We start from the raw sequence: 26,835 nt of genomic DNA, 5'->3' as shown, positions 1-26,835 counted from the left end.
GGCGCGTGCGCCTAGGCTGCCAGCGCCGCGTACCGGCCGTCGGCGTCGAGCAGGGACTCGTGCGTTCCTCGTTCGACGATCCGCCCGGCCTCGAGGACGGCGATCTGGTCGGCATTCCGGACAGTCGAGAGCCGGTGGGCAATGGTGATGGTGGTGCGGCCGGCGGCCAACCGGTCGAAGGCCTGCTGGACCGCGTGTTCGGTCTGGGTATCCAGGGCACTGGTTGCCTCGTCCAGCACCAGCACCGGGGGATTGCGCAGCAGGGTCCGGGCAATGGCAATGCGTTGCTTCTCTCCGCCGGAGAACCGGTGCCCGCGTGAGCCGACGACGGTGTCGTAACCGTCGGGCAATGCCGCGATGTGGTCGTGGATCTGTGCGTCCCGTGCGGCCTGCTCGATGTCGGCATCGCTGGCATCCGGCTTGGCATAGCGGAGGTTTTCGCGGACCGTGGTGTGAAGCAGGTAGGTGTCTTGGCTGACCACTCCCACGATGGACGCCAGATCGGCCAGGCGCAGGGAGCGGAGGTCCACGCCGTCGATGGTGACGCGACCCTCCGTCGGATCCTGCAGGCGGGCCACCAGGGAGGCCAGGCTGCTCTTTCCGGATCCGGTCGGGCCCACCAAGGCCAGGGTGGAACCGGCGGGGACGGCAAGGTTTACATGCTCGATGGCTGGTGTCTCGCTGTCCGGATAGCTAAAGCTGACGTTCTCGAACCGGACATGCCCCGCTACCTTCGACAGATCCACCGGGGTGGGGGAGGCCGGCTCCGCGATTTCCACCGGCAGGTCCAGATACTCGAAGATCCGGGCGAAGAGCGCCAGCGAGCTGGTGACGGTGATCGTCACGTTCAGCAGTCCGAGCAACGGCCGGAAGAGGCCGCCTTGCAGTGCCGTGAACGCCACCACCGTGCCGATGCTGATGTTCCCTGCGGCCCCCGGAAGGCCGGCGGCGAAGTAGATGACGGCGGGTACGGCGGCAAAGATGATGCTCATGGTGGCCATCCGCCAGCGCCCGGCCAGTTCGGAACGAAGTTCCAGGTCGGTCAGCCGCTCCGACGAGGCAGAAAACCGGTTGGCCAGGTCGTCTCCGGTGCCCAGGGTTTTGCTCAGCTGGATTCCGCTGACCGAGAGCGATTCTTCGATGGTCACATTCATGTCGGCCAGTTCCCGCTGGCGGCGGGCTGTCAACTCCCGCCGCACCTTGGCCACCTTGCGGGTCAGCACAATGGCCGGCGGCATGACCAACAGCGAGATCAGCGACAGCTGCCAGGACAGCGCGGCCATGGCCACTGCCGTGGCGACAACCGTGGTCAGGTTGGTGGCGATGCCTGTTGCGGTCGAGGTGACGACCGACTGCATGCCACCGATGTCGTGTGTGATGCGGGACTGGATTTCCCCACTCCGTGTCCGCGTGAAGAAGCCGACGGACTGGCGCTGCAGGTGCGCAAAGACCTCGGTCCGCAGGCTGTGCATCACGCGTTGGCCCACCCGCGTTGCGATCCAGGTCTGCAAGACGCCGAACAGGGCCGTGACGGCAGCGACGGCCAGCATCCCTGCGGTCAGCCAGGCCAGCAGCGGGAGCTGCTGGCGGGGCAGGGCCGTGTCGATCACGGCGCGCAGGAGGAACGGCGAGGCCATGGCGGCGGCGGAGGACGCGATGATGATGCCGGTAACGAGGGCCAGTTCTCCCCGGTAGGGGCGGAAAAGGGCGGCGATCCGCTTCAGCGGTACGTGCCGGGCTTGTTCTCTTTCTGCGGCCGTCGGCTCCCTTACGGGACCGCGGCCGGGGGTTATTCCGAAGGTTTCCGTCGGAACCACCTCGATCCGTGATGAAGGGGGCAACGTGCGCCGCCCGCATTGCTGAGGTTGCCTCAATATGAGGTTACAACAGGGAAACTTGGTAGCCTATTCCCGTGGCAGACGAAAGTTTACTGGATGCGTTCTGGGCCGTGTCGCGTCAACTCAGGAGGGGCACCCGGGAGGGAATGGCCCCGCTCGGCGTCGCCCCGTCACAAGCGAGGGCGCTGCGCGTGCTCCGCCAGCACGGCCCGCTGCGTTTGGGCGAACTTTCCGAGCGCCTTCGGATAGCGCCGCGATCGGCGACCGACATCGTCGATGGCCTGCAGGAGAGGGGCTGGTGCTTGCGGGAGCCTGATCCGGCCGACCGCAGGGCCACGGTGGTCGGCCTGACCGAGGCTGGGCGGGAGATAGGAAAGGCCATCCGGGAAGTCCAAGTGAAGCATGCGGAACAGTACTTTGGCGTCCTGTCTGCAGCGGAACGCTCCCAGCTTTCTTCCCTCTTGGCCAAGCTCACGTCGGCGGAGGACTAAGGCGGGCCTACCGCAAGAACGCGAACCACAAGGCGGCCAGCGCACCAAGCACGACGACGGTGCTCACCACCCAGGCGGTCTTGACCGTCTTTTGGGGTGCTTTGGAACGCTGCGCGGCACGGGAGGAGCCGGTTTTCGGCTTCTCGATACGAACATACTTCGTAGGCCCGGCCGCTTGCCCGGCCGCAGGGGCCACTACTTGGATGAGGCCGGTGCGCAACTCCCGTCGGGCCGGATACGGGTCGCCGGACGGCTTGGCCACGAGAGGAGTCACTGGAATCATGCCCGTTGGGGGCGCAGGGTCGGCTGCGCCCGTGCGAACGTCGCGCCGGCTCGGCAGTTTGGTGTCTTGGGCAGGAGTGGGCATTAACTGGCCTTTCAGCCATCAGGAACGGGTGTTGTACGCACAGACGTGGCATAGCCATCTTAGGTAGCCGGCGCCGGAATCGCGCCATCCAGCCGGGTCGTGTCGTGAAGCCCGGCACGGGGCGCCCCGGCGTCAACGGTCGCCGCTTCATTCAGCTTTCCTTTGGCCGATCTTCGGCCCGCGCCGCCCGGCTTCCTGAGCTGCCAAGGCCAGACTGGCAGCTATGAGTTTTCCTCCCCAGCACGATGTACAGGAGACGGACCAAGGCAAACACGCAGTGTCCCTCGTCCTGGCTGCCTGCGCACTACCGGTGGTCTCGGTGCCGGTACTGCAGGCCTTGGCGAGGGACCTGAGGGATGAAGACGCCTGCCGGCGGTTCGTGGCCGACTACATTGACATGTGGGATGTTCGGAGAACGCGGCTGGTACAAGCGGTCCTGGAACAGGACGTGAACAAGGTCATGGATGTTTCCCTGAGCATCAAGACCGCCAGCAGCGTGGCAGGGGCACTGCGGCTGTCGTTCATGGGCCGGCAGGTTCAAATCCTGGCCGTCGAAGTCGCGGAGGGGAACCGGCAAGCGTTCGCGACGGCACGGGATCTGCTTGACCCGATCGGAAGGTGCGGCGACGAGACGATGCAGCGCCTTGCTGCGGATTACCTGGCGACGGACAATGGGGCCATCCTGTAACCGAATCCGCGAACGGTCTCCAGCCACCGCGGCGAACGCGGATCATCTCCGAGTTTGCGGCGCAGGTTGGCCATGTGGACCTCGACGGCGCGTTCGTCCGCCTCCGAAACAAATGAGCCGGTATCAAACTCCTCAAACCGCAGGCGCCGCACCAGGTCCTGCTTGCTGCGGACGTTCCGGCCGCCGTCCATGAGGGTCAGCAACAATTCGAATTCCGTTCGGGTCAACTCCACGGCTGCCGCGTCCACGGTTACCGTACGTGTCGGATAGTCCAACGAAAGGCCGTTGTGGTCGTAGGTGCCGAGCGCAACCGCTTCGGCGCCACCGCCGTCGCTCCCTCCGGCAGTCCGCGGGGCAGGATGGGAGGGGGACGCGGGCTGCCCGGCAGCGGCAGGTGTTAATTTGGCCGCGGGGGCTGCGTCGACAGCGGGCCGGTATTGCGGGAACGGCGGAGCATGGCCGACACCCGGGCCCGCAGTTCGAACGGTCGGAACGGTTTGTTGATGTAATCGTCCGCGCCCGACTTGAATCCCAGCACCGTATCGATTTCATTCGACCTCGCCGTGAGCATGAGTATGTAGGCATCGCTGAAAATGCGGATCTGCCGTGCGGCCTCAAACCCGTCAAAGTCCGGCAGCCCCACGTCCAGGGTCACGATACTGGGACAGTAATCCCTCACCGCAGCTACACCCTCCTGGCCACTGGCAGCAGAATGAACCGAGAACCCGGACTGGGCGAGAACACTACTGATGAGCCGCCGGATGTCTTCGTCATTCTCTATGACGACGGCTACTTGCGGAGTGTCCATCTATCCCAATTTCTTGTGTGTCCTGCCGAATCCTGGCGTGCAGCCGACAGACCGCTTGAGCCGATTTGCGGGCGTCTCTGGAGAGTCCTCTTAGCTACGATGCACTGCTCTTGTGCAACGTTCAACCTTTCAAGCCCCGTACTGTCTCACAGTCGGTAAAACACACGCGTGGACCTTGTTCCGTCGTCGGCAGCGTGTTCCGTTTTGCTCCTGCGTCCTCATCTTGAGGTTAGAGCGGATTCTTAAGGTTCCCACGGCCGTCACGCCACTAATTTCGAGAACCTTCAGCACATTCAACGGTTCATCTTTGGCCGGGCCGATGACAGTTGAAGTTGCGGGAGGAACGTCCTACCGGGTCAGCACAGCATGAGGTCAAAGATGAACAAGATGGTTAAGGGCACTATCGCGATCGGCGCGGGCGCACTGTTGCTCCTCGGTGGCGGCGGAACACTGGCGGCATGGAATGCGGGCCAGACCGCACAAATGGGCACAATCCAGGCCGGTAACCTCAACCTGACAGCAGAGCAGGGTATCTGGACGAGCAATCTGATGGACGCCCCCGTGGATCTCACAACCCACAGAATCATTCCCGGCGAGACTCTGACTTACAAGCAAAACCTGGACGTTGTTCTTGAGGGCAACGCCATCAAGGCGAAACTCAGCGTGGACGGGAAAAACGGGAAGAACGTTCTCGACGCAGCCTTCGTCGACGGAACGATCAGTAAGCCGGAAGTCACCCTGGCCAAGGAAGGCGTTGACCTAACCAACGTCCTCTCCAAATCGGTCGAGGGCATCACAGCGTCCGTGAGTTTTACCTTCAACGCGGACACCGCACAGAGGCAGAGCGTGAACGCGAAGTATGACTTCAGCAACGTGGCATTCAAGCTTGAGCAGGTTACGCCTACGCCCGTGAGGTAGCGGAGACAGTTGCCTCGTTTTGACAGTCAGCAGGCCCGCTGGGCGTCGGCTCCAGCCAGTGGGAGGCAGGGGGAGTTGGATGCGGCGTTTTGCGACGGCAGCGGCGCTGATGTCAGGTGCGGTTTTTCTGGGTATGCTCGCCGTTCAAGGCACGTATGCCCTCTGGAATGCCAGCGTATCGGCCGATGCCGGCACCGTTCAGGCTGCCGACTTCACAGTCGCCCTCAGCGGGGACGGAAGCCGGCACATGGAAATGACGCTGGCCAACGGTGCTCCGGCGACGCTTGCAATGTCCACGAAACCAGCGGGCGCCGTGCTGCCCGGCGGCACTGTATATGCCGGCGTCCTCATGACGAACGAGACCAATGCCACTGCCGATTTCGCCATTGAGGCGAAGGTGGCAGTAGCGCCGATTATCGAATCGCAGGAGCTGGGTAGATTCCTCAAAATCACGTCCGCAGCCGCTGGGGATCTCGCCTCCTGCTCGAACCCTGCCCTTTTTGGTGCCGACCCGGATGCGCTCCCTTCGTTCCGCTTGGCAAAGGGGCAAGCGCGCGCCTTTTGTTTCCAGGTGGAACTCGCCGATGACGTACCAGCCTCCCTGGAGGGTTCGTCTACAGCGATTTCCATTCCGTTGTCTGCGGCTCAGATGTGAGAGAGAAGCTCATGCATGTTGTTCGCCTGATAGGCAGGGGACTTGCCTACCTGGCCTTCCTGACGGTCACCCTGGCAGCACTGGTGCTGGTCGTTATACCTCTGGTTACCGGGTCCCAGACATACACGGTGCTGACGAACTCCATGGCGCCCAAATACGCGCCCGGCACGTTTCTGGTGGTGAAGCCTGTCCCATTCGAAGAGCTGCGTGCCGGCGACATCATTACTTATCAGGTGGAATCCAACCGCCCCGTCGTTATCACCCACCGCGTCACCGCGATCATCTCGGCCCAGGACGGAGAGCGGCTGCTGGTGACCAAGGGGGATAACAACTCCCTGGAAGACGAGATGCCCGTCATGGAAGTGCAGGTTCGCGGCAAACTGTTCTATGCCGTGCCCGCGGTCGGCTTTGTTGCCAACGCCCTGGGACAAGGCGGGCGAGGCAGCCTGGTGCAGCTTGCAGCCCTCGCGCTCATTGCGTATGGCAGCTTTGCCGTGATTCGTGGACTCCGCCAGCGGAGGCCACAAGGCAGCTCAGGTGCCGTCGCCGGGGTCCCGTCCAGTCCGGCAGGAGGGGATAAGGAGGAGCCGGCGACGGATGCCCGGGACGACATCTGCGCCCGCACCACTCCCGGGCCGCAGACGGAAGTGCTGCCGACCCGCCGTTCGCTCAGGGAACAGAACAGGATTTAGCGCGATGACCGGACGAAGGGAACGACGACCCGGCGCTTGGCGCGCCTCGGTTTCGGTCCTGTTGATCCTCTTGGTTCTGGCGCCGGCCAGTCCGGCATTCGCGGCCGAAGAACGTCTGCAGCTCAGCCTGGACGGACGGAACTTCGCGTCCAGGCTTCAGGCACCGTTGTTTGAACAGAGTGCCCCGCTGGTACCCGGTGGATCCATCACGGACGGCCTGTGGATTCGCAACAACGGCAGCGACGCCGGAGCGCTGACCGTGGCCGGCGTCGTCGGCGACGCCGACTTGGAGATCGCCAGGAATCTGGTCCTGCAGGTCGAGTCAGGCGAGGAACCTGCCGGCGAAGCCTCGCTGACCGGGCCGTGGTCTTGTTCCCGTATCAACACCGTCTGGATTCTCGAGGCGGGGGAGATCCTGCGCCTGGACATGACACTGCGCCTCGACAAAGAGGCTGCGAATGAAACCCGGCTCAAGACCGCCGATGTGGATGTGACAGTGACGTTGCAGGCGAGCGGACAGGCGGCCCGCGCCGCCTGCCCGGCAGGCACCGGATCCAATCCGGGCGTCCCGCCGCCGGACGAGGCAGCTGCCGATCCCGTGGGCGGGCCGGGCCGCGCGGGCGCCGCTGGCTCGACCGGAAACGGTACAGACGCCATTGGCCACACCGAGCTACACGGTCAACAGGCCCCCGACACCGGCGGGGCTGCTGATTCCGAAGACCATGCGTTCCCGTTGCCCGGGAGCGATGCGGGTGCACCGGCGGCCGAACCAGGTCGCGCCACACAGCCCGCCACCTGGATTGAGAGCAATGTGTTTGCCAACAGCAGCAGGTGGCTGGCGGTAGCTCTGGGCCTGATGGGAACCCTGTCTGTGGTCCTCATGAAACGAAGGAAGCGCTCATGAGCACGCCTCGCGAACCCGACGCGCCGGATTCCGCCGGAGGCCCCGGTTTTCTGGTGCGGTTGAGGGCACTGCCCGGTTTCACGCCGGCCTTGGTGGCATTTTTCCTGGTCATTCTGCTCGGCGCTGGCGTGCCCGTCGCTGCCGCCAAATGGAAGCAGACGGCTACAGCAACCCTGAACGTTACGGTGGGCCCGGTGCAAGGCCCGCCGTCGGGATCCGGCGGAACCCGCGTTGCGGCCGGCGCCCACTTGAAGCCCCGCCCCATAGGGCCGGGACGGAAGTCCGCGCAATGCGTGGTGGGGAAAACCAAGGCGGAGTTGGTGAACCGCGATAAGGTCGACGTCACCTTCAGTTGGAGCCGCGCCTCGAACTTCACGCACTACATCGTCACGCTCACCCCAGATGATCCGCGTTACAACCACGCGGCCGAGGTGAAAGGCGAATCGGTCACATTCAGCATGCCCCGGGTTCCTTCCGACCGGCTTGGCAATCCCCTCAACGGGGCCGGGACAAAAGCACCCTATTACACGCAGTACAGCTTGCGCATCCAGCCGATGAACGGTGCTATCGCCGGCGATGCTGCCTACTTGGCGTACGAATACCAGCATTCGAACGTGGAAAACTGCTACTACGACGCCAAACAGCATCCGCCTTTGGGGCCGTTGACGAGCGTGAAGCAAACCGTCAGTGCGCCCGCCAGCGACCGCAGGTACGTGTCCTTCAGCTGGAACGAATCGGCCGGCACCACCTCCTACGACGTGTCCCTGCTCGCAGCCAACGGCTGGGGCGCTGAAACGACGGTGCAGGCGACCGGCGCGGACTTTGAGCTGCCGTTCTCCCGGACCGGCGGGGACTTCTTTGCAGACTACCGCGTGCGGATCCAGCCGATGAGCGGAACTGTTGCCGGCGATCCGGTCTACAAGACCCTGAAGTATTTCCCATGGGGCACGACACTCCATGAGGCTGCTCCGCCGGAGTAGGAAGGCCTCCGGACTTCGGGAGGCCGTCCTGCCAAAAACCCTGAAGACAGGCGGCGGATCGGTGGACCCGTCCCTGTTGGTTGTCGGAACGGACGCGTATCCTGACCCTAGGGGAACGGAGTAGAGAAGCCATCGTTCCGTCGTGATCGAAGGGGTGCTTTCATCATGGTAGATATGGGCTTGGCATGGCTGTTTGGACTGCTGCTGTTGGCGATTGTGGCGTTGCTGGCGGTCCTGGTGATACGTGCGTTCATGGGGCTGAGACCGCGCGAAGTCGAAGATGCTTTGGCAGCGGCAGCAGGCCAAGTACAACAGTCGCATCGGCGGAGCACGGCCCGACAGATCCTTGACCAAAGGTTCGCGCGCGGCGAGCTGACGGCAGATGCCTACCGCGAAGGCCTGCGGGTCCTCGGCGAAGACCGCTAGCCGTTGAGTGGAGTCGCTGACGGGTAACTCCCGCCCCCGCCTGCGCGGCGCCCCGCCTGCGCGGCACCCTGCTGCTACAGGACCCCCGGTTTCCCAGCCGTCGACACATAGGTCTTGAAGAGTGCGGCCAGATCCTTGCCCGTGATGTCCTCGGCCAGCTTTTGGAAATCGCCCGGATTGCCTGATCCGTCCCGGACCCAGATCTTCAAAAGCCTGAAAAAGTCTCTGTCGCCAACGTCATCCCGCAGGGCGTGCAGCGCCATGGCGGCCCGGGTCTGGACATTGCCCGCGAAAAGCTGATCGACGCCCGGATCCGACACCCGTACTTGCCAGAAGTCGTCGTCGGCCGCGATGCCGGCGTAGAAATCGAACGTATCATCGGCGCTGCCGAGGTCTTGCTGTTCGTTCCAGAGCCACTGGGCATAGGTCGCAAGGCCTTGGTTGAGCCAACTGTCCCGCCACCGCGGCGGAGGCAATTGCGAGTCGGTCCACTGATGCGCCAATTCCCGGACGATCATGGCATTTCCGCTGGCCTCATCGTAGAAGCCGTCCATGGGATAGACGGGCCGGCCTTGCATCTGAAGGGCAAAACCAAGGTGCTCGGAACGGTCAATGATTCCGCCGGCGCTCTTGAGCGGGTACTTGCCGAACACGGTGGACAGGAATTCTATGATCTGGGGCTGCTTGTCCAGCGACTGCTGGATCTTGTACCCCTGCGAAGGAGGAGCCGCGGACCCGGCCGTCCAGCCGTTCGCGTTCTCCGGGCTGCCGTCCGGTGCACGCCGCACTTCCCAGCCGTCCCAGCGGTCGCCGTCGCTGTCGAAGGACGTGGACCCTTCCCCTCCCGGCACCTGGATGTCCTCCACGAACACGCCGTCGTTCTGCCCGGTGATGTCGCTGGCGTAGGTGATGGACAGCTCCACATCTTCGCCGGCGTAGTCGGCCAGGTCGAACTTCCAGTGCTCCCAGCCGTCACTGGCACCGGTGGCCGCCCACCATTGACCGGTGGCGCCTTCTGCACTGCAGGAACCGCCGCCGTCGTCCGTTTGGTAGTGCTTCAGGAAGGGGTGCACGTGATGCCACGCCGGGCAGGAATTGCCCGTTTCGTCGTCCGCGAGTCCGGTGTCGTCCTTCAGCGTGGTCCAATCATTGCCGCCGGGCGTGCGCGCCTCCACGAAGGCATAGTCCCAACCGGGCTCCGTGTCCCGCAGCATCCAAAACGAGAGCTCACCGCCGGATGGGGGGACACTGGCCGTGCGGGTGAGCCGCTTGTAGCTCGCATTGTCGCTCTGTGTCCAGGCAAGCCCGTCGCCGTTGCGCGGGACCACCACCTCCTTCAGCGCCGGATCCATCGCGTCCACGTAGCTGATGCCGTCCTCGGTGTGCTCCGACAGGTCAAAATGCCCGACGGCGATGGTCGCCAAATGCGGCGACAGCGGCTCGTCAGCCTTCCAGGTGTAGACGGTGCGGCCGGACTCGGCTTCCCTTCCGTCCTGCAAGCCGTTGGCCACCGCCTGCCAGCCGTTGGGCACCGAGATGTTGAAGGTGTAGCCGGCACGGTCGCTGGGATGGTTGTTCACCGGAAACCAGGTTGGCGCACTCTCCGGATGGCCGGTGACGAGAGCGCCGTCGTCGGTATGGATGAACCCGGCGGGGCCGGGTAGGGCGAGGGTTCGGGGGATACCGGAGTACGCCACCACCACGGTGAAGCGGCCGCCGTCCGGTACACCCCGGGTGGGGGTGATGGTGAGCTTGGTTCCGGTCCGGGCAAAGCGTGCGTCCCGCCCGTCGACGCTGACGGAATCGACGTCCAGACCATCCAGGTCCAGGCTGAACTCCGAAAGGTTTTGCTTGGCCTGCGCCGTGATCGTGGCGGTGCCGTCCAGCCGATCCGTGGGCGGGTCATACAGCAAGTCCAGTCGATAGTGGGCCACCTGGTAGCCGCCGTTGCCGGCGTCAGGGAAATACTCGTCATGCAGGGTGGCGGAGCCGGGCTCGAAGACATGCCCGCCGGGATTGGGGGCTGCGACGGCCGGAGCGACAGGCAGCGCCAAGCCGGACACGCCCAAGAGCGCGGCCGCAACCAAGGCAAGACCCCTCCGAGCCATCATGCAACGTCCCCCCATCGGCCAAGGCTGCACGGACCCGTGAATGAGCGGGGTCGGCGGCTTCAAGCGCTGGCCATTCACCTAACATGCTCCTGTTTGGGACCACTGTCAACGAATACGACCATGGGCCCGCACAGCTTGGCTGTACGGGCCCATTCTGGAAGGCCAAACTTTGGAAAAACCTAGGGGCGGCCGATGCCCTTGAAGGTCCATCCCGCCTGGCGCCACGCTGCCGGGTCCAGCACGTTGCGTCCGTCCAGGATGTTCTTTTCGTCTACCAGGCTTCCGACGACGACCGGATCCAACTCGCGGTATTCATTCCACTCGGTCACCAGCACCAGCGCGTGGGCGCGGGCGATCGCCGTCTTGGTATCCGGTTCATAGCTAAGTTCCGGGAAACGCTGCTTGGCGTTGGCCAGGGCCTCCGGGTCGGTGACGGTGACCGTGGCGCCCTGCAGCTGCAGTTGGGCGGCAACAGACAGCGCGGGTGAATCACGGACGTCGTCGGACTGCGGTTTGAACGCGGCACCGAGCACGGTAATGCGCTTTCCGATCAGCGACCCGCCGCAGAGCTCTCGGGTCAGTTCCACCACGCGCGTGCGGCGGCGCATATTGATGGCATCCACCTCACGCAGAAATGTCAGGGCCTGGTCCGCCCCGAGTTCGCCCGCCCGGGCCATGAAGGCGCGGATGTCCTTGGGCAGGCAGCCGCCGCCGAAGCCGACGCCGGCGTTGAGGAACTTGCGCCCGATCCGCTCGTCCATGCCGATGGCGTCAGCCAGGGCGGTGACGTCGGCCCCGGCGGCTTCGCATACTTCCGCCATGGCGTTGATGAAGGAGATCTTCGTGGCCAGGAACGAGTTTGCCGCGGCTTTGACCAGTTCGGCGGTGGCATAGTCGACCACCAGTCGCGGTGTGCCGTCGGCCAGCGGCGTCGCGTAGACCTGGTCCATGGCCGCCGTGGCGGCTTCACCGGGAGCGCCCGGAGGTACGCCGTAGACAAAGCGGTCCGGGGTCAGCGTGTCCTTGACGGCGTGGCCTTCGCGCAGGAATTCCGGGTTCCAGGCCAGGATGGCCGCCGGGGCGACCTCCCGGATTTCCTCGGCGAGCCGTGACGCCGTTCCCACCGGCACGGTGGACTTGCCGACCACCACGTCACCGGGGCGCAGGTGCACGGCCAGGGACGTGAAGGCGGCATCGACATAGCGCAGGTCGGCGGCGTTCTCGCCCTTGCGCTGCGGCGTGCCCACGCACACGAAGTGCACGGCGGCTCCGGCCGCGTCGGCCATCTCCGTGCTGAACGTCAGCCGGCCGGTCTGCTGGACCTCGGCGAGCAGTTCCGGCAGGCCCGGCTCGAAGAACGGGGCGCGGCCGGCCTGCAGTTCGGCGACCTTGCGTTCATCCACGTCGATACCCACCACGTCATGTCCGAGCTTGGCCATGGCCGCGGCATGCACGGCGCCCAAATAGCCGCAGCCGATGACGGAAATTCGCATGGTGGTCCTTTACACGTGCCTTGAGTAGAGACTACTTCGACTTTAGCGCGTTACCGCTGCCGGTTTTGCCGGTGTTCCAGCCACGCATAGGCCAGCACGGTGCCGAGGGCTGCGCCAAGGGTGTTTGTCCAGACGTCCTGCAGCGCGGCATAGCGGCCGGGCAGGAACGCCTGCTGCGCCCACTCGATGGCGCCGGAGAGCAAGAGGGCTCCGGCCGGCGTCAACCAGCGCAGACCGGCCGGGATAAGGAGGGCGGCCAACAGGCCCAGCGGCACGAACATCAAAACGTTGGCCCCGGATTCGACCAGGTTGTAGTCGATCCAGCGTGGCGCGCCTGCTTCATGCAGAGCCGCGAGAACCGCCAGGATGGTGCTGTTCGCGCCGGCATCCACCGGAGTAGGCCACAACACGGCGACGGCGACGAGGAGGGCGTAGCCGCCCAACAGCAGGGACAGCAGCAGGCGGGTCCCCTCCCGGGACGTGCGAAGCCGCATCGGTCTTCCTCTCCGCCGTGGGCCGCCGAGCGCTGATGCGCAGACGACCGAATGCCATGGTACCGGTGTGCCACCGAGGTCGGACGCCCAGCGGCTCCAGCCGGGGCGGTGTGGGGCGGTCGCACAGCGACCCCAGCCGGGCGGTGCGGGGCGGTTGCACAGCGACCCGGAGACCGGCAGTTTGCAAGGCTGAAATGGTTCTTTCAGGTGTTTGTGAGGGGTATCACGAGCTGGCTCTGTCGCTTTCCGGGGCCATGGGGTAGCTTCCGGGCAGGATCCTGCTGCGGGGACAGCGGGATCCTTCCATCCACACTTTATGGAGGAACCAGCATGAAGACCCACAGTTTCATGCGGGGTGCGGCCATCGCTGCCGCCACCGCATTGGCGTTCGGAACCGGGTTGCCCGCTCAAGCCGCTAAGGGGACAGACACCAGCACCCTGCGGAACGCGGTCACGGCCGAGAACATCGTTAGCCACTTGCAGGCCCTGCAGGACGCGGCCAATGCCAACGGCGGCAACCGCGCTGCGGGCACGCCCGGCTACGAGGCGGCGGCCCAATACATCGAGGCTCAGTTGTCGGCCGCCGGCTACACGCCCGTTCGGCAGGTGTTCTCCTACGAACGGTTCGTGCTCCACGGCCAAGAGTTCGAGCAGGTCGCTCCGACGCCGACGGTCTACACGGCAGGGGAGGAGTTCCTGGCCATGGATTACTCCGCCTCCGGCGACGTCACGGCACCGGTGACCGCGGTGGATATCAACCTCGCAGGCGACAGGGCCTCTACCAGCGGCTGCGAGGCGACCGACTTCGTAAGCTTCCCCGCCGGAAACATCGCCTTGATCCAGCGCGGTACGTGCGATTTCGCCACGAAGGTTTCGAATGCCGCGGCAGCAGGCGCCGTCGGCGTGGTCATCTTCAATCAAGGCAACGGAGGCACGCCGGACCGGCTTGACGTGTTCGGCGGCACGCTCGGAACGCCACAGGCCATCCCGGCCGTCAGCACCAGCTTCGATTTGGGGGCCGAGCTGGCCGGGACCGCCGACCTGGAACTGCGGATCGCGGTGGACGCCGAGATCGTCGTGACGGAGACATTTAACATCCTCGCCGACACGGCCGGGCGCGCGGACCGCACCGTCGTGGTCGGCGCACACTTGGATTCGGTATCCGAAGGCCCGGGCATCAACGACAACGGCTCCGGCAGCGCGGCGATCCTGGAAACGGCGCTTCAGCTGGCCGCATCGGGTGACGCACCGGAAAACCGGGTGCGGTTCGCTTTCTGGGGCGGTGAAGAAGACGGGTTGCTCGGCTCGGACTACTACGTGTCCCAGTTGAGCAAGCGTGAGATCAAGCAGCACGCGCTCAACCTGAACTTCGACATGGTCGGTTCGCCCAATGCCGTGCGCTTCGTGTATGACGGCGACGGCGATGCGTTTGGGCTGGCCGGGCCTAACGGCTCTGCCACCATCGAGCGCGTCTTCGAAGATTACTTCGCCTCGCAGGGACTCGCCTCGGAGCCGACGGCCTTCGACGGCCGCTCGGACTACTTCGCCTTCATCAACAACGGCATTCCGGCCGGAGGGTTGTTTACCGGCGCCGAGGAGATCAAGACCGAAGAACAGGCAGCAATCTACGGGGGCACCGCGGGAGTGGCCTATGATCCCTGCTACCACGAGGCATGCGACACGCTCGCGAACGTGGACCTCGTGGTACTGGAACAGATGGCCGATGCCATTGCGCACACCACGCTGACCTTCGCTGAAACGACCTCAGTGGTGAACGGCACGGCCAAGGGCAAGGGAACGGGCAGCACCAAGATGCTGTTCAAGGGGCCGCAGGCCGTTCGCTAACCCACCGGACCGGCGCTGTCCCCTACGGCAGCAGTTGGCCCAGGGAGGCCGTCTCCGGACGGCCTCCCTGTTCGCTGAGCTGCGGAACCGAAACGCTGAATGTCGTGCCCGCTCCCAAGGTGCTCGTGAACGTCAGTGTGCCGCCGTGTGCTTCCACGATCGACTTGCTGATGGCCAGCCCCAACCCCAGCCCGGGGATGGCCGCTTGCCGGACGGAACTGGTCCGGAAGAACTTGGTGAAGACTTCGGCCTGATCGGCTTCCGACATGCCCATGCCGGTGTCGCTGACCTCCAGCCTGACGGCGCCGTCGGCCGCCAGGGTCCGCACCGTGACCCGGCCGCCGTCGGGCGAATACTTGATGGCATTGGAGAGCAAGTTGTCCAGCACCTGTCCCATCCGGTTGGGATCGATCTCCGCTTCCAGCCCGTCGGCGGCATCGATGGCCAGGTCCACGCCCGCGTGTTCCGCCCTCGGCATGGCCGACGCAACGCTGGTGGCGACGAGGTCGGCCAACACCGTGCGGCGGGGCTCGACGCTCAGCGTTCCGGAGGCAGTGAAGAGCAGGTCTTCCACCAGTTGCAGGAGGCGTTCGGAATTGCGCATGGCGATGTCGAGGGAAGCGGTGACGTGTTGCGGCAGCTGGTCGGCGTCCTCGAGCGCGAGGTCCAGGTAGCCCATGATGGACGTCAGGGGGGTGCGGAGCTCGTGCGAGACGCTGGCGACGAACTCTTCCTTCACCGTCAGAGCATTGACCAGGTCGGTGACGTCGCTGAAGGCCATCACGGTGCCGTCGAACTGGCCGAGGTCATTCTGCATGGGGCGCGCCGTGCACAACATGGCGCGTTGCCTTTCTCCGTCACCGATCCACACCAGCCGGTCGGAAAAAGACTCACCCTGGACGGCACGGCGGATGGGGCGGTCTTCCGGGACTACCGGGGTCGTCCGGTCCGCTTCGAAGACCAGCAAATCGGCCTCGTCCGGATTGTCGATGCCTTGGGGCATGGCCACCAAGCGGTCCCGCTCCTGTTGCACGTTGCTCAGGATGTCACGGCCCTCGGCGTCGGTGACAAGCACCCCCACCGCGACGGCGTTCAGGACGGTGTCCAGCCGGCGCACATGTACCTTGCTTTCCTCCAGCAGGGCCCGCAGCTCGCGGTCTTTGCGGGCCAGGGCTTGCTGCTGTGCCGTCATGCTCAACGAGAAAACGGACGCCGTGATGGAGACTGCCAAGGTCACGATGGGGACCAGGATTGGGCCAAACAGGGTTTCCGGCGTTACCGGCTCCGGACCGGTGAACACCGGAATCCAGACGATGAGCAGCGGTGCGGCGAAGCTGACGATGCGCGCGGCGGCGGGGGCGATTTCCGACCAGGCCATCCAGAACACCGGGAAGACCGCCAACAGGCCGACCCCGGAGAGTACCGTCCCGCCGCCGTGGTGAAGGGCCCCGATGGCGACGAAGTCCAGCAGCGGGATAACCCAGTACGACGGATAAGGCAGCCGGTCCCAGGGGATGGCGGCGCCGAGGATCCACAACACGGCCATGCCGATGAGTCCGCCGGTGAATTGCGCGTTGGCCAGCAGTTCCGGGAAGAATACCGCGGCTATCACCGCGGTTAGCGTCACGGAAACGCAGAGCGGCAGATGGCTCAGGAACACGCGTGCGCGCAGGGGCAGCTCATGGAACTGCCGGCGTCCGGTCAGCCACGACAACAGTGGACTTGGTGCGGCAGACATGATCGAAGGTCCCCCTACTCCGGGCAGCCCTCGTTGTCGGTTGCGTTGCCGGAGCCGGGGCTGGCCATGACTGGTTCAGTATGGCACGCGTGCTGCCCCGCACGGTGGAACGATGCGGTCTGTGACGCGAGTCGCAGCGGTGGTGTGTTGGGGTACTGCGCCCCCGGTTGGCGGGTCAGTCCGCCGCGTGCCGGTCCTGTTGGTACACGTCGGGAGTGCCGTCTTGGTCGGCATCCGCGGTTTCCAGCTCTTCGAGTGCGCGGTGATGCCGGTTGCGGGCGCGCAGGATGACGGCCGCCAGCAGCGCGGAGGCCAGTGAACCGGCCAGGACGGCTACTTTCGCATGGTCGTGGTGGTCGGATCCGAGCGGGAAGCTCAGATCGTTGATCAGCAGTGAAACGGTGAAGCCCACGCCGGCCAGTATGGCCACGCCAAACACGTCGATCCACTTCAGCGACGGGTCCAGGCTGGCCTTGGTGGACTTGGTCAGCAGCCAGGTGGTTAGCATGATGCCCAACGGCTTGCCGATCACCAGGGCGGCGACAATGCCAATCGCTACCGTGTCGGTAAAGGTCCGGCTGATGCCCTCCCAGCCCCCGAGAGCGACGCCGGCGGCGAAGAACGCGAAGACCGGCACCGCGAATCCCGTGGAGAGAGGACGGAAACGGTGCTCCAGCTGCTCGGCCAGTCCGGGGCCGGCGTCGGGGCCGCCGTCCTTCTTGCTGCGCAGCACGGGGACCAGGAAGCCCAGCAGCACGCCGGCCACAGTTGCGTGTACGCCGGAGGAATGCATCAGCCCCCACGCGATGATGCCCAGCGGGAGGAGAATGACCCAGGCTGCCAGGTGGTGCCGGGCGAAGAACCTGGCGAATCTGTGCGTCAGGAACGCGAAGGCAGCCAGCGGCAGCAGCATCCACAGCAGGTACGGCACCTGCACGTCGGAGGAGTAGAAGAACGCGATGATGGCGATGGCGATCAAGTCGTCCATCACGGCCAGCGTCAAGATGAAAATGCGCAGTGCGCCGGGCAGGTGCGAACTGATCACGGCCAGTACGGCCACCGCGAAGGCAATGTCCGTGGCCGTCGGGATGGCCCAGCCGCGCATTGCTTCCGGTCCCGCGCCCAGGTTGACGAAAACAAAGATCAGGGCGGGTACGGCGACGCCGCCGAAGGCGGCGGCGATTGGGACAATGGCGCGGCCGGGGGAGCGCAGGTCGCCTGCCACGAACTCGCGCTTGAGCTCCAGGCCGGTCAGGAAGAAAAAGATGGCCAGCAGGCCGTCGGATGCCCAGTGGCCGATGCTGAGGTTGAGATGGAGTGACTCGAAGCCGATCGTGAAGTCGCGGATGGCGAAGTAGCTGCCGGCGGCGGGCGAGTTGGCCCAGGCGAGTGCTGCGACGGTGGCGATCAGCAGCAGGATGCCGCCGACGGTCTCTTTGCGCATCAATTCGCTGATGCGGACGAATTCCGGATAGCTGCCCCGGCCAAGGATGGTGTTTTTGTCCTGGGGAGAGGGGGCGGCCATGCAGACTCCTGACGGTTGCTAAGCCCTGTGGGCTCGTTGAATCAATCGACGACCAGGCTTCCCGTCACACCGTGTGCCAGTGTACACGCCCGCGCGGTGCTGCCCGCCAAGGGCCGTCCCGGGGACAAGGGGGCCCTGAGCGCGCCGTCGGCCCTTAAAGACGCCGGCGCCCAGCCAGGGGGACAGGACCAGCCTGCCCCCTGGCTGAGCGCCCGGGGAAACCCGAAAACGTCAGGCGTTGTGGTGCGTGTCGGAACGGCCCATGAACTGCTTGGGAATGAAGAACGCCAGCGTGAACAGGCCGAGCCCGATGCCGAAGGCCGGGATGGCGCCGATGACCGGCTCCAGGCTGAAGGCGTACAGGGAACCGAAGAAGATCAGCATGATGACCGCGAAGGTGATCAAATTGCTGACCAGGTGTCCCTCGCCCGAGTGGGTGCGCTGCTTGGGGTGGGCCATGGGGTGTGTTTCTCCTCAATAGTGCGGTGCGGCGTCAGTAGCCGCCGGCGGCTTGCTCACCTTTAACAATAGCCACTGATGAGCTGGCGCCAATTCGTGTTGCGCCGGCCCGGAGCATGGCGCGCGCGTCGTCGACGGAGCGCACGCCGCCGGAGGCCTTTACTCCCAGGCGCGTCCCGACGGCGTCCCGCATGAGGGCGATGTCCTCGACGGTGGCTCCGCCCCCGCTGAACCCGGTGGAAGTCTTGACGAAGTCCGCTCCGGCCTCGGCTGCGGCTTCGCAGACCATCCGCTTTTGCTCGTCGGTCAGGAAATGGGTCTCCAGGATGACTTTGAGGATGGCGCCGCCGGCGTGGACGGCTTCGGCCACCGCCGCGATGTCCTCGGTGATCGCGGCGCGGTCGTTCGCCCGGGCCGCGGCGATGTTGATCACCATGTCGACTTCGTCGGCGCCGTCCAGCGTGGCGCCGCGGGCCTCGTGCACCTTCACATCGCTGGGAGTGGCACCGAACGGGAAGCCGACGACCGCGCAGGTCTTGACCCCGGACCCCTTGAGCGTACTGTGCACCAAGGCCGTCCAGACAGGATTCGTGCACACGGCGGCAAAGCGGTACTCGACCGCCTCCCCGCAGACCGTGAGGATGTCTTCGCGGGAAGCTTCCGGCTTCAGCAGGGTGTGGTCGATGACCGAAGCGATCGACGTCGGATCGTGATAGGTCGCGCTCGGAGCGGATCCGGATGTGATGTCTTCAGACATGGCCATCCCTTTCATCTGCTGGGTTCGAAGGAACTTCTATCCTCGCATACCGGACAGGCGTCGACAGGAGCGGCGCACGCCGTCTTGGACGGCCGCCGCGGGGCGTTGCGGGACCGGTTACGGGTCAGTAAGTGCCACCGGTGGAATGGCCCTCTTTCTCGGCCGCACGGCGGTGCTCCTCGAGCTTCTCCTCGGCTTCCTGCCGGCGGCGCGCGATGGCCCGGGCGTCGTCGGCAGGAATGTGCTCTTCCGAGGCCTTGTGCGCCGGCTCCTCCTCAGGGCTTTGATGCCTTGTCCCTGCGGAACGGGGCAGCTGTTCTTCGATGCCCATGGCTGCATCGTCCCACATGGCACCCGTGCCGAAAAGGTGCCGAAGGTGATGAATCACTGGAGGTTTCGCCCCCGGTCAGGGTGTCTGTTAGGCGCTGCACGGTCGATGCTCCGATGTGTGTGCCTCGCCCTGCCACATCATCCCGGGCCGGGGTGGGGCGCGTCCCGTTTGGCGCCCGGAGGATGACTTTTCAGGGCGGCCGTTCTGCTGGCGGCGCGCACCATGGCTTCGGCGATCCGGCCCCGGAATTCGTGCGGCCGGCCTAGCTGCGCCCAGTCCACACGGATGAAGTTCCAGTGGATTTCCGATAAGGCGTTCTCTCGCTGTCGTTCCTCAAGCAGTACCTATTCCGTAGGCCTGTAGTCGAAGTATTTGCTCCGGCCATCGAATTCCAAAATCAGCATGAGGTCCTCCCATGCGAAGTCGACGCGGTGCCTGCCCAACCTCGTGGTTAGTTCAACCTGCGGCACGGGCATCGGAATACCGAACGTGCCAAGCAACAGCCTGGTGCGGGTTTCTCCCGGTGACTCGGCCCGGCCATCAAGCAAGGCCACGGCAGTTCGGGCGCGGCGGACTCCCCGAGAACCCGGCATCGAATCGAGGATCTCGTTAATCCGCTCGCGGACCGCGCCGCTACGAAGGGCGTGATCGCCGATGATGGCAGCCCGGTCAAGCTGCATGGTCCTGGCACAGTCCACAACTGTCCGTTCCAAGCTGGTGACGGGCACCGGCTCGCCGCGCGGACCACGCAGTACGGTGACTTCACCGGGTGGCAAGACCGAGTGGTGCGGGCTGACGTCCGGGCTTCTGGTGTGCCTGGTCGGGGGGAATGGCTGGGTGAGATGAACAGTTGCCGGAACATCCCAGACATGCAGGCCATGCAGGCGCGCAGCGGAGGCGTGGCTGTAGGTTCCGGCAGGACCAGGCACAAGGGCGTGGGCCTGAATGCGGAGCAGATTTCGTCGCCTGGAAGTGCTGGCAATCCACCGCGAACCCAGGACATACGCACCATGCCGAATGCGGATCAAAGCACCGTGACGAACAGCATCACGGATCAAGCGCTCGCCGGCACCGTACTGTCGGAGTTCTTGGGAAGTCAGGACCTCATACTGCTGCGGCCAGAGCGCTGCCAGTCGAGAGTCGAGAACTGCACGAGCCATGGCACCAGTGTTGGCCAACGGCATGAAAGCGTCGCCGGCCTCCTTGCCGGTTGTGGATACCGCCACTCCGAAGGAACGCTGGCGGAGCGGCTGTGTTGGTGGTCCGGGTGCCCGGGGGAGGGCCCGGAGCCGTGCCGATGAACAGGCTGGGGTTCCCGGGCCGGCTCCAGGGTGGCCGAAAGTCCACACAGGCCCGTCGCGTAAGGCCGCTCTGGCACAGCTCGGCCGCCCTGGAGGAATGCTGGCCGTTCCCGATTGGCGGAGACCCGCACCGGCTATCCGGGCACCCCAAGGGTGGTGCGGATGTCGGTTTTGATGGCCTCCAGCAGCCGGGCCGCTTCCGAGCGTTCCTCCGCCAGCCGGTCCGCGCCGGCGACCGGCCGGATGACCTCCAGATAGCATTTGAGCTTGGGTTCCGTGCCGCTCGGCCGCACGATGACGCGGGTATCGTCCTGGCCTAAAAACAGCAGCCCGTCGGTCGGCGGCAAGGCTTCGCTGCCGATGGACAAGTCCGTGCTGGTCACCACCGGGGAGCCGGCCAGCGACGACGGCGGCCGCTCCCGGAGCCGGTACATCATCGTTCCCATCAAGGCAAGGTTGTCCACCCTGATGCTCAGCTGGTCCGTTGCGTGGAGCCCGTGCTTCAGCGCGAGTTCATCGAGGACGTCGAAGACCGTCCGGCCCGCGGCTTTGACGTTGGCGGCGAGCTCTGCGAGCAGCAGGGCGGCGGACATCCCGTCCTTGTCCCGGACCAGATGGGGTGCCACGCAATAACCCAGGGCCTCTTCGTACCCGTAGGTTAGGCCGGGGACGCGGGAAATCCACTTGAAGCCGGTCAGTGTCTCCACGTGGGCTATCCCTGCATCGGCCGCGATCTTGCCCAGCAGCCGGGAAGACACGATCGAGTTGGCGAAGACCCGGGATGCAGCCGCGCTCTCGCCCGCCCGTGCATCGATCGGATCGGTGGAGGCGTCCTGGTCCGTGCGCAGCCGGTCCTGGCCTTCGAAACGTGCCGCCATGTGCGCTCCGAGCAGGGCACCGGCCTCGTCGCCGCGAAGCATCCTCCAGGCGCCGGTTATCGGATCCTTGGCAGCCAGCGCCGCACGGTCCGCATCGGGGTCATTGGCGATCACCAGGTCCGCGTCGATTTCCGCTGCCGTTTCCAAGGCCAGATCGATCGCCCCGGCTTCCTCCGGGTTGGGGAAGGCCACGGTCGGGAAATCGGGATCCGGCTCTGCCTGGGCGGCAACCAGCGTCACGTCGGTGAATCCGGCCTGCTCAAAGACCGCCCTCATGGTGGCTCCGCCGACGCCGTGCATCGGTGTGAGCACGATCCTCAGGTCCCGCTGCGGGAACAGCCGCGGGTCGGCCAGCGCGGTGACCGCCGCAATGTAGTCGTCGGCGATACCGTCCGGCAGGACGTTCCAGCCCTCCTCGGCCAGCCGGATGGACTCCAGCGGCGGGATGTAATCAATCCGGGCGGCGATCTCGGCGTCGTAGGGTGCCACAATCTGCGCTCCGCGGCCGCCTTCGTCCACGGCACGTCCGCCCAGATACACCTTGTACCCGTTGTCGTGCGCGGGATTGTGGCTGGCGGTGACCATCACGCCCGCTTCGCAGCCCAGCGCCCGGACGGCGTACGCCAGCACCGGTGTCGGCAGGGCGGAAGGCATCAGGAACGTTTCGATGCCGGCGGCGGTGAAGATGGCAGCGGATTCGGCGGCAAAGACATCCGAGTTCCGGCGTGCATCGTAACCGACCACCGCACGCGGCGCATAGGCGCCGGCGGCGGTGTCCAGCAGGAAGCGGGCCAGCCCGGCCGCGGTCCTGCGCACCACCACCCGGTTCATCCGGAAGGGGCCCGCGCCGAGCGCGGCCCGCAGCCCGGCGGTACCGAAGGCCAAGGTTCCGGAGAACCTGTCCACCAGTTCGGCCCGCACCGCGGCGGCTTCCGGGCCGCTGCCGCCGGCCGCTGCCAACAGGTCTTGCAATTCCCGGCGGGTCTGCGCGTCCGGATCGGCCTGCAGCCAGGCCTCGGCGGCGGCCTTCAACTCGTCGGGCGTTGCGGTCATGTCGCTCCCGTTCACAGTTTGGCGACAATTCCGGCCAGCAGCCGCGAGATCCGCGGCCCCGCGGCCCGGCCCGCCTCGAGGACCTCGGTGTGGCTGAGCGGGGTCTCGCTGATGCCGGCGGCCAGGTTGGTCACCAGGGAGATACCGAAAACCTCCATGCCGGCGTGGCGGGCGGCGATGGCCTCCAACGCCGTGGACATGCCGACCAGGTCGGCTCCGATCCGCTTGGCGTACTGCACCTCGGCCGGAGTCTCGTAGTGGGGGCCGGGGAACTGTGCGTACACGCCTTCGTCCAGGCTGGGATCCACCTCCCGCGCCAAGGTGCGCAGCCGTCCCGAATAGAGGTCGGTCAGGTCAACGAAGGTTGCGCCTTCCAGCGGGGAGGCAGCGGTGAGGTTGAGGTGGTCGCTGATCAGCACCGGCGTCCCCGGCGCCCAGGCCGGGTTCAGTCCGCCGCAGCCGTTGGTCAGCACCAGCGTCTTGCACCCTGCCGCCGCGGCCGACCGGACCCCGTGGACGACCGCGCGCACGCCCTTGCCCTCGTAGTAGTGGGTGCGGGCGCCGAGGACCAGCACGCGCTTGCCGTCGGGCGTCCGGACGGAGCGGATGGTGCCGACATGGCCCTCGACGGCGGGGGCGGAGAACCCGGGAATGTCCGTGGCCGGAATCGAGTGGGTGGTTTCTCCGACGAGGTCGGCGGCTTCGCCCCAGCCTGAGCCGAGCACCAGCGCAACATCGTGGGCGGCAACACCGGTCTGCCGGGCGAGGAAAGCGGCTGCCTCGGCGGCCAGTTCAAAGGGATCTGTAGTCACAGCCCCTAACCTACCCGCTGGCGAACTGCTGCTGAAAGCGTCAGGCGGGCATCGCCGTCGTCGTTCCCTGCATTGGGGATGCCCCCGGCGCGGTGCCGGGCGGCGGCCGCCTGCCGCACGCCGCGCCGGCAGGTTGAGGCGTTGCGGGGCATGCGACAGAATGAAGTCCGTGACTAGCCAAATAGATTTCAGTGCCCCGCGTCTGGCGATCCTGGGCGGGGGCCCCGGCGGGTATGAGGCGGCCATGGTGGCCAACTCGCTCGGCGCCAAGGTGACCATCATCGAACGGAAGGGTCTCGGCGGTTCAGCCGTGCTGACCGATGTGGTGCCGTCCAAGACCCTGATCGCGACCGCCGATGCCATGCGCCGGGTCGCGAGTGCCCATGACCTCGGGGTGCGCTTCGACGAGGACTCCAAGGCTGCCTACGCCGACCTGCGCACGGTCAACGACCGCCTGCTGAAGCTGGCCGAAAGCCAGTCGGCGGACATCCACCACGGGTTGGAACGTGCCGGGGTGCGCGTCATCCTGGGCGAAGGCAAGCTCTCCGGCCCGAACACCATCGCCGTGTCGACCGACACCGGGACCGAGACGGTCGCAGCGGATGCCATCCTGGTGGCCACCGGCGCCACGCCCCGCGAACTGTCCACGGCCAAGCCGGACGGTGAACGCATCTTCAACTGGACCCAGGTCTACAACCTGACCGAGATCCCGGAGCACCTGATCGTGGTCGGTTCGGGCGTGACCGGAGCGGAGTTCGCCTCCGCCTACCGGATGCTTGGCACCAAAGTCACCCTGGTCTCCTCGCGGGACCGGGTGCTGCCAGGCGAAGACGCCGACGCCGCCGAGGTGCTCGAGGACGTTTTCGCCCGCAGCGGCATGACGGTGCTGTCCAAGTCCCGCGCCGCCAGCGTGGAACGAACGGACGACGGCGTGCTGGTCACCTTGGCCGACGGCCGGGTGGTCGAGGGGTCGCACTGCCTGCTGGCCGTGGGCGGCGTTCCCAACACCGCCGGCATTGGACTCGAAGAAGCCGGGGTTGCCCTGACCGAGAGCGGCCACATCAAGGTGGACGGCGTCTCGCGCACCACCGCATCGAACATCTATGCTGCCGGCGACTGTACCGGCGTCCTCGCTTTGGCCTCGGTGGCCGCGATGCAAGGCCGCATCGCCGTGGCCCACCTGCTGGGCGACTACGTCAAGCCGCTGAAGCTCAAGCAGGTGGCGTCCAATATCTTCACCAGCCCGGAGATCGCCACCGTCGGGGTGACCGAGGAGGAAATTGCCGCCGGAAAGTATCAGGGCGACATCATCAAACTCTCGCTCAACACGAATGCGCGGGCCAAGATGATGAACGTCTCCGACGGCTTCGTGAAAATCATTGCCCGGCGCGGGTCCGGCACGGTTATCGGGGGAGTGGTGGTGGCCCCACGGGCTTCCGAACTGATCTTCCCCATCGCGTTGGCGGTCAGCCAAAAACTCCACGTGGACGATATCGCCAACACGTTCACGGTGTACCCGTCGCTGACCGGTTCCATTTCCGAGGCGGCGAGGCGGCTGCACGTGCATCTCTAGGCGGCGGATTCCGCCGTCATTCCCGACTACTATTTCGCCACATTGTTTGTTTCTAGGTCTATGATCATCAAATAGCTATGCAATGAAACGATGAACCGAAGTTAGTCAGTTGGGGGATAAAGAATGAGCGAGCAGCGTACTGCCGTCATTGTGGAGGATGACCTGGACATCCGGGAGCTGATCTCGACGGTCCTGTCCAGTTCCGGATTTACGGTGTACACCGCCTCCTCCGGGATGGAAGGCGTTGCCGCCATCAAGCGCCACAATCCCGATGTCGTCACCCTCGACCTCGGCCTGCCGGACATCGACGGCTTCGAGGTGGCCCGCCAGGTGCGCCGCTTCAGCGACACCTACATCATCATGCTCACCGCGCGTGCCGAAGAACTGGACACTTTGCTGGGCCTGGAAACCGGCGCCGACGATTACCTCACCAAGCCATTTCGCCCCCGGGAACTGCGCGCCAGGATCACCGCGATGCTGCGCCGCCCGCGTACCGTCAAGGGCAGCGACGGCGGTTTGCCGGAGGACGGCGGTACCCGCGGGGGCACGCCGGCAGGGCCGGCCGGGGCCGGCACGGCGGTCACCGCACCGGCGCCGGAACCCGTCCTGCAGGGAGCAGGGGTGGGCCCCGGGGGGCATCCGGGCCTGTCGCTGTCGACGTCCGGTGCCGTTTCGGTAGCTGGGCTCGCAGGAAGCGGCGGGGCGCCAGCCTTCGCGGCCGAGACCGGCGCCGGGGCAGCGCCTGTCGCAGCCGGGGCGGCCAGCCCGGCCGGTGACGGGGTGCTCGAACACAACGGCATCGTGGTCGACCACCGTGCCCGCACGGTGATCCGGTCCGGGCGCGAGCTCGAACTGACCCGCAGCGAGTTCGACCTGCTGTACGCCCTGATGGAAAGCGGCCGGGTGGTGCGGACCAAGGCCGATCTGGTCCGCCGGCTTCGCAACGAGCCCTACAATACCGGCGGCTACATTTCGGATTCCGACGAACGCACGATCGAAGTGCACATGGCCAACCTCCGCCGCAAGCTCGGCGACGACACCAAGTCCCCGCGCTGGATTAAGACAGTCCGCGGCGTGGGCTACAGCCTGGCACCGAAGCAGTGACGCCACCCCGGCGCTAAAATCCCGCCTGACGCGCGCGCTACTGCAGATGCAGGTTGCGCAGCTGTGACGTCGTCGTCATCCCGCAGGTGCGCAGGTCGTCCAAAAGGGTAGCCGCGGCGTCAAAGAGCCGGCCGTTGACCAGGCCTTCGAGATGTTCTGCCATTTGGCCGAGCCGTCCGGCCCCCACCATGCTGCTGGAGATCTTCAAACTGAGGATTGCGTCCATGGCGGCTTCGGCGTCCCGGGCGAGAATGGCGTTGGAAACCCTTCCATAGCGGTGTTCCCAGAGCCCCACATAATTGCCGATGAAGCGGCGGCGCATGCTGCCGTCGTGGTCGTCGAGGTCTGTTGCCAGTTTTTCCAGCACTGCGGGTGAAACCAGAGGCATTTCCGGCGCGATGGCGGTCATGAGAACGCCTGATGGCCGGACGCGGAGGACTGCCCGGAAGGGAGCATCGGGCGGCGCTCCTTTCAAACTTGTTGCGACTTCAAACTACTTACATCGTAAGCGACTGTCGGGGCCAACCGAGGCGTGCGGGCGCATCCTTGGGTAACTCTTGAGCACCAATTTTGCCTGCCCGTGCTCCCGGGCAG

General features: G+C 65.6%; 25 protein-coding genes and 1 pseudogene. 11 read left to right on the top strand and 15 right to left on the bottom strand.

The window, feature by feature from the left end; translation table 11 throughout:
* Positions 1-11 precede the first annotated feature (11 nt).
* The gene (locus tag AC5RVS_RS10105) at positions 12-1,817 is read right to left on the bottom strand and encodes an ABC transporter ATP-binding protein (protein WP_494108027.1); all 1,806 of its coding nucleotides are present in this window, start codon (positions 1,815-1,817) and stop codon (positions 12-14) included.
* 95 nt (positions 1,818-1,912) lie between these two features.
* Between AC5RVS_RS10105 and AC5RVS_RS10100 the strand changes: the two genes are divergently transcribed.
* Positions 1,913-2,329, top strand: coding sequence for a MarR family winged helix-turn-helix transcriptional regulator (locus tag AC5RVS_RS10100; protein WP_493988011.1), 417 nt, complete (start codon positions 1,913-1,915; stop codon positions 2,327-2,329).
* A 7-nt stretch (positions 2,330-2,336) separates the two neighbouring features.
* Here the strand turns inward: AC5RVS_RS10100 and AC5RVS_RS10095 are convergent, their stop codons facing one another.
* A complete protein-coding gene (locus AC5RVS_RS10095) occupies positions 2,337-2,603 on the bottom strand; it encodes a hypothetical protein (RefSeq protein ID WP_494108026.1) in 267 nt (88 codons plus the stop codon).
* A gap of 316 nt (positions 2,604-2,919) precedes the next feature.
* Here AC5RVS_RS10095 and AC5RVS_RS10090 point away from each other — a divergent pair, with 316 nt between their 5' ends.
* Positions 2,920-3,384, top strand: a complete 465-nt coding sequence (locus AC5RVS_RS10090; RefSeq protein WP_494108025.1) for a hypothetical protein — start codon at positions 2,920-2,922, stop codon at positions 3,382-3,384.
* Here the strand turns inward: AC5RVS_RS10090 and AC5RVS_RS10085 are convergent.
* A pseudogene (locus AC5RVS_RS10085) lies at positions 3,351-4,192 on the bottom strand (response regulator transcription factor). The gene AC5RVS_RS10090 and the pseudogene AC5RVS_RS10085 overlap by 34 nt on opposite strands.
* A 378-nt stretch (positions 4,193-4,570) precedes the next feature.
* Here AC5RVS_RS10085 and AC5RVS_RS10080 point away from each other — a divergent pair.
* The 6 genes from AC5RVS_RS10080 (at position 4,571) to AC5RVS_RS10055 (ending at position 8,767) form a co-directional block, all read left to right on the top strand.
* A complete protein-coding gene (locus AC5RVS_RS10080) occupies positions 4,571-5,110 on the top strand; it encodes an alternate-type signal peptide domain-containing protein (protein ID WP_493988015.1) in 540 nt (179 codons plus the stop codon).
* A 79-nt stretch (positions 5,111-5,189) separates the two neighbouring features.
* Positions 5,190-5,765, top strand: coding sequence for a SipW-dependent-type signal peptide-containing protein (locus tag AC5RVS_RS10075; protein ID WP_493988016.1), 576 nt, complete (start codon positions 5,190-5,192; stop codon positions 5,763-5,765).
* 11 nt (positions 5,766-5,776) lie between these two features.
* On the top strand, positions 5,777-6,457 hold the full coding sequence (locus tag AC5RVS_RS10070) for a signal peptidase I (protein ID WP_494108024.1): 681 nt from the start codon (positions 5,777-5,779) through the stop codon (positions 6,455-6,457).
* Positions 6,458-6,461: 4 nt separating this feature from the next.
* Positions 6,462-7,361 (top strand): hypothetical protein, encoded by a 900-nt coding sequence (locus AC5RVS_RS10065; protein ID WP_494108023.1) that lies wholly within the window; start codon positions 6,462-6,464, stop codon positions 7,359-7,361.
* Positions 7,358-8,341 carry a hypothetical protein gene (locus AC5RVS_RS10060; protein WP_494108022.1) on the top strand — a complete coding sequence of 328 codons (984 nt, stop codon included), beginning with the start codon at positions 7,358-7,360 and terminating at the stop codon, positions 8,339-8,341. Before AC5RVS_RS10065 ends, AC5RVS_RS10060 begins: the two co-directional genes overlap by 4 nt.
* Positions 8,342-8,506: 165 nt before the next feature.
* Positions 8,507-8,767, top strand: a complete 261-nt coding sequence (locus AC5RVS_RS10055) for an SHOCT domain-containing protein (RefSeq protein WP_493968247.1) — start codon at positions 8,507-8,509, stop codon at positions 8,765-8,767.
* A 74-nt stretch (positions 8,768-8,841) separates the two neighbouring features.
* Here AC5RVS_RS10055 and AC5RVS_RS10050 read toward each other — a convergent pair whose 3' ends face one another.
* The 3 genes from AC5RVS_RS10050 to AC5RVS_RS10040 all read right to left on the bottom strand — a co-directional run bounded on the left by AC5RVS_RS10050 (position 8,842) and on the right by AC5RVS_RS10040 (position 12,865).
* The gene (locus tag AC5RVS_RS10050) at positions 8,842-10,878 is read right to left on the bottom strand and encodes a M1 family aminopeptidase (protein ID WP_494108021.1); all 2,037 of its coding nucleotides are present in this window, start codon (positions 10,876-10,878) and stop codon (positions 8,842-8,844) included.
* 179 nt (positions 10,879-11,057) lie between these two features.
* Positions 11,058-12,371, bottom strand: a complete 1,314-nt coding sequence (locus AC5RVS_RS10045) for a UDP-glucose dehydrogenase family protein (protein WP_494108020.1) — start codon at positions 12,369-12,371, stop codon at positions 11,058-11,060.
* 50 nt (positions 12,372-12,421) lie between these two features.
* A complete protein-coding gene (locus tag AC5RVS_RS10040; RefSeq protein WP_493988023.1) occupies positions 12,422-12,865 on the bottom strand; it encodes a VanZ family protein in 444 nt (147 codons plus the stop codon).
* A 330-nt stretch (positions 12,866-13,195) separates the two neighbouring features.
* Here AC5RVS_RS10040 and AC5RVS_RS10035 point away from each other — a divergent pair, with 330 nt between their 5' ends.
* On the top strand, positions 13,196-14,710 hold the full coding sequence (locus AC5RVS_RS10035) for a M20/M25/M40 family metallo-hydrolase (RefSeq protein WP_494108019.1): 1,515 nt from the start codon (positions 13,196-13,198) through the stop codon (positions 14,708-14,710).
* Between the two features lie 22 nt (positions 14,711-14,732).
* Here AC5RVS_RS10035 and AC5RVS_RS10030 read toward each other — a convergent pair whose 3' ends face one another.
* The 8 genes from AC5RVS_RS10030 to AC5RVS_RS09995 form a co-directional block, all read right to left on the bottom strand.
* A complete protein-coding gene (locus AC5RVS_RS10030) occupies positions 14,733-16,448 on the bottom strand; it encodes a sensor histidine kinase (protein WP_493988025.1) in 1,716 nt (571 codons plus the stop codon).
* Between the two features lie 175 nt (positions 16,449-16,623).
* The gene (gene nhaA / locus AC5RVS_RS10025) at positions 16,624-17,973 is read right to left on the bottom strand and encodes a Na+/H+ antiporter NhaA (protein ID WP_494108018.1); all 1,350 of its coding nucleotides are present in this window, start codon (positions 17,971-17,973) and stop codon (positions 16,624-16,626) included.
* Positions 17,974-18,204: 231 nt separating this feature from the next.
* Positions 18,205-18,432: a hypothetical protein gene (locus AC5RVS_RS10020; RefSeq protein ID WP_493988027.1), complete on the bottom strand. Its 228-nt coding sequence runs from the start codon at positions 18,430-18,432 to the stop codon at positions 18,205-18,207.
* Between the two features lie 34 nt (positions 18,433-18,466).
* Complete coding sequence (gene deoC / locus AC5RVS_RS10015) at positions 18,467-19,189, bottom strand: deoxyribose-phosphate aldolase (RefSeq protein WP_494108017.1); 723 nt, start codon at positions 19,187-19,189, stop codon at positions 18,467-18,469.
* A gap of 124 nt (positions 19,190-19,313) precedes the next feature.
* Positions 19,314-19,520 carry a hypothetical protein gene (locus AC5RVS_RS10010; protein ID WP_494108016.1) on the bottom strand — a complete coding sequence of 69 codons (207 nt, stop codon included), beginning with the start codon at positions 19,518-19,520 and terminating at the stop codon, positions 19,314-19,316.
* 344 nt (positions 19,521-19,864) lie between these two features.
* A complete protein-coding gene (locus AC5RVS_RS10005) occupies positions 19,865-20,680 on the bottom strand; it encodes a type IV toxin-antitoxin system AbiEi family antitoxin domain-containing protein (protein ID WP_494108015.1) in 816 nt (271 codons plus the stop codon).
* Between the two features lie 275 nt (positions 20,681-20,955).
* The gene (locus AC5RVS_RS10000) at positions 20,956-22,752 is read right to left on the bottom strand and encodes a phospho-sugar mutase (protein WP_494108014.1); all 1,797 of its coding nucleotides are present in this window, start codon (positions 22,750-22,752) and stop codon (positions 20,956-20,958) included.
* An 11-nt stretch (positions 22,753-22,763) separates the two neighbouring features.
* The gene (locus tag AC5RVS_RS09995) at positions 22,764-23,564 is read right to left on the bottom strand and encodes a purine-nucleoside phosphorylase (RefSeq protein ID WP_494108013.1); all 801 of its coding nucleotides are present in this window, start codon (positions 23,562-23,564) and stop codon (positions 22,764-22,766) included.
* A 169-nt stretch (positions 23,565-23,733) separates the two neighbouring features.
* Between AC5RVS_RS09995 and AC5RVS_RS09990 the strand changes: the two genes are divergently transcribed.
* Positions 23,734-25,137 (top strand): NAD(P)H-quinone dehydrogenase, encoded by a 1,404-nt coding sequence (locus AC5RVS_RS09990; protein WP_493988033.1) that lies wholly within the window; start codon positions 23,734-23,736, stop codon positions 25,135-25,137.
* Between the two features lie 123 nt (positions 25,138-25,260).
* Positions 25,261-26,241, top strand: a complete 981-nt coding sequence (locus AC5RVS_RS09985; RefSeq protein WP_494108012.1) for a response regulator transcription factor — start codon at positions 25,261-25,263, stop codon at positions 26,239-26,241.
* Positions 26,242-26,278: 37 nt separating this feature from the next.
* On the opposite strand, the gene AC5RVS_RS09980 is transcribed toward AC5RVS_RS09985, so the two are convergent.
* Positions 26,279-26,650 carry a hypothetical protein gene (locus AC5RVS_RS09980; protein ID WP_493988035.1) on the bottom strand — a complete coding sequence of 124 codons (372 nt, stop codon included), beginning with the start codon at positions 26,648-26,650 and terminating at the stop codon, positions 26,279-26,281.
* Positions 26,651-26,835 lie beyond the last annotated feature (185 nt).

The organism is Arthrobacter sp. Y3221048 (assembly GCF_059092685.1).
Note: the sequence above shows the minus strand (reverse complement) of the source record. Positions and strands in the feature narration are given on the sequence as shown.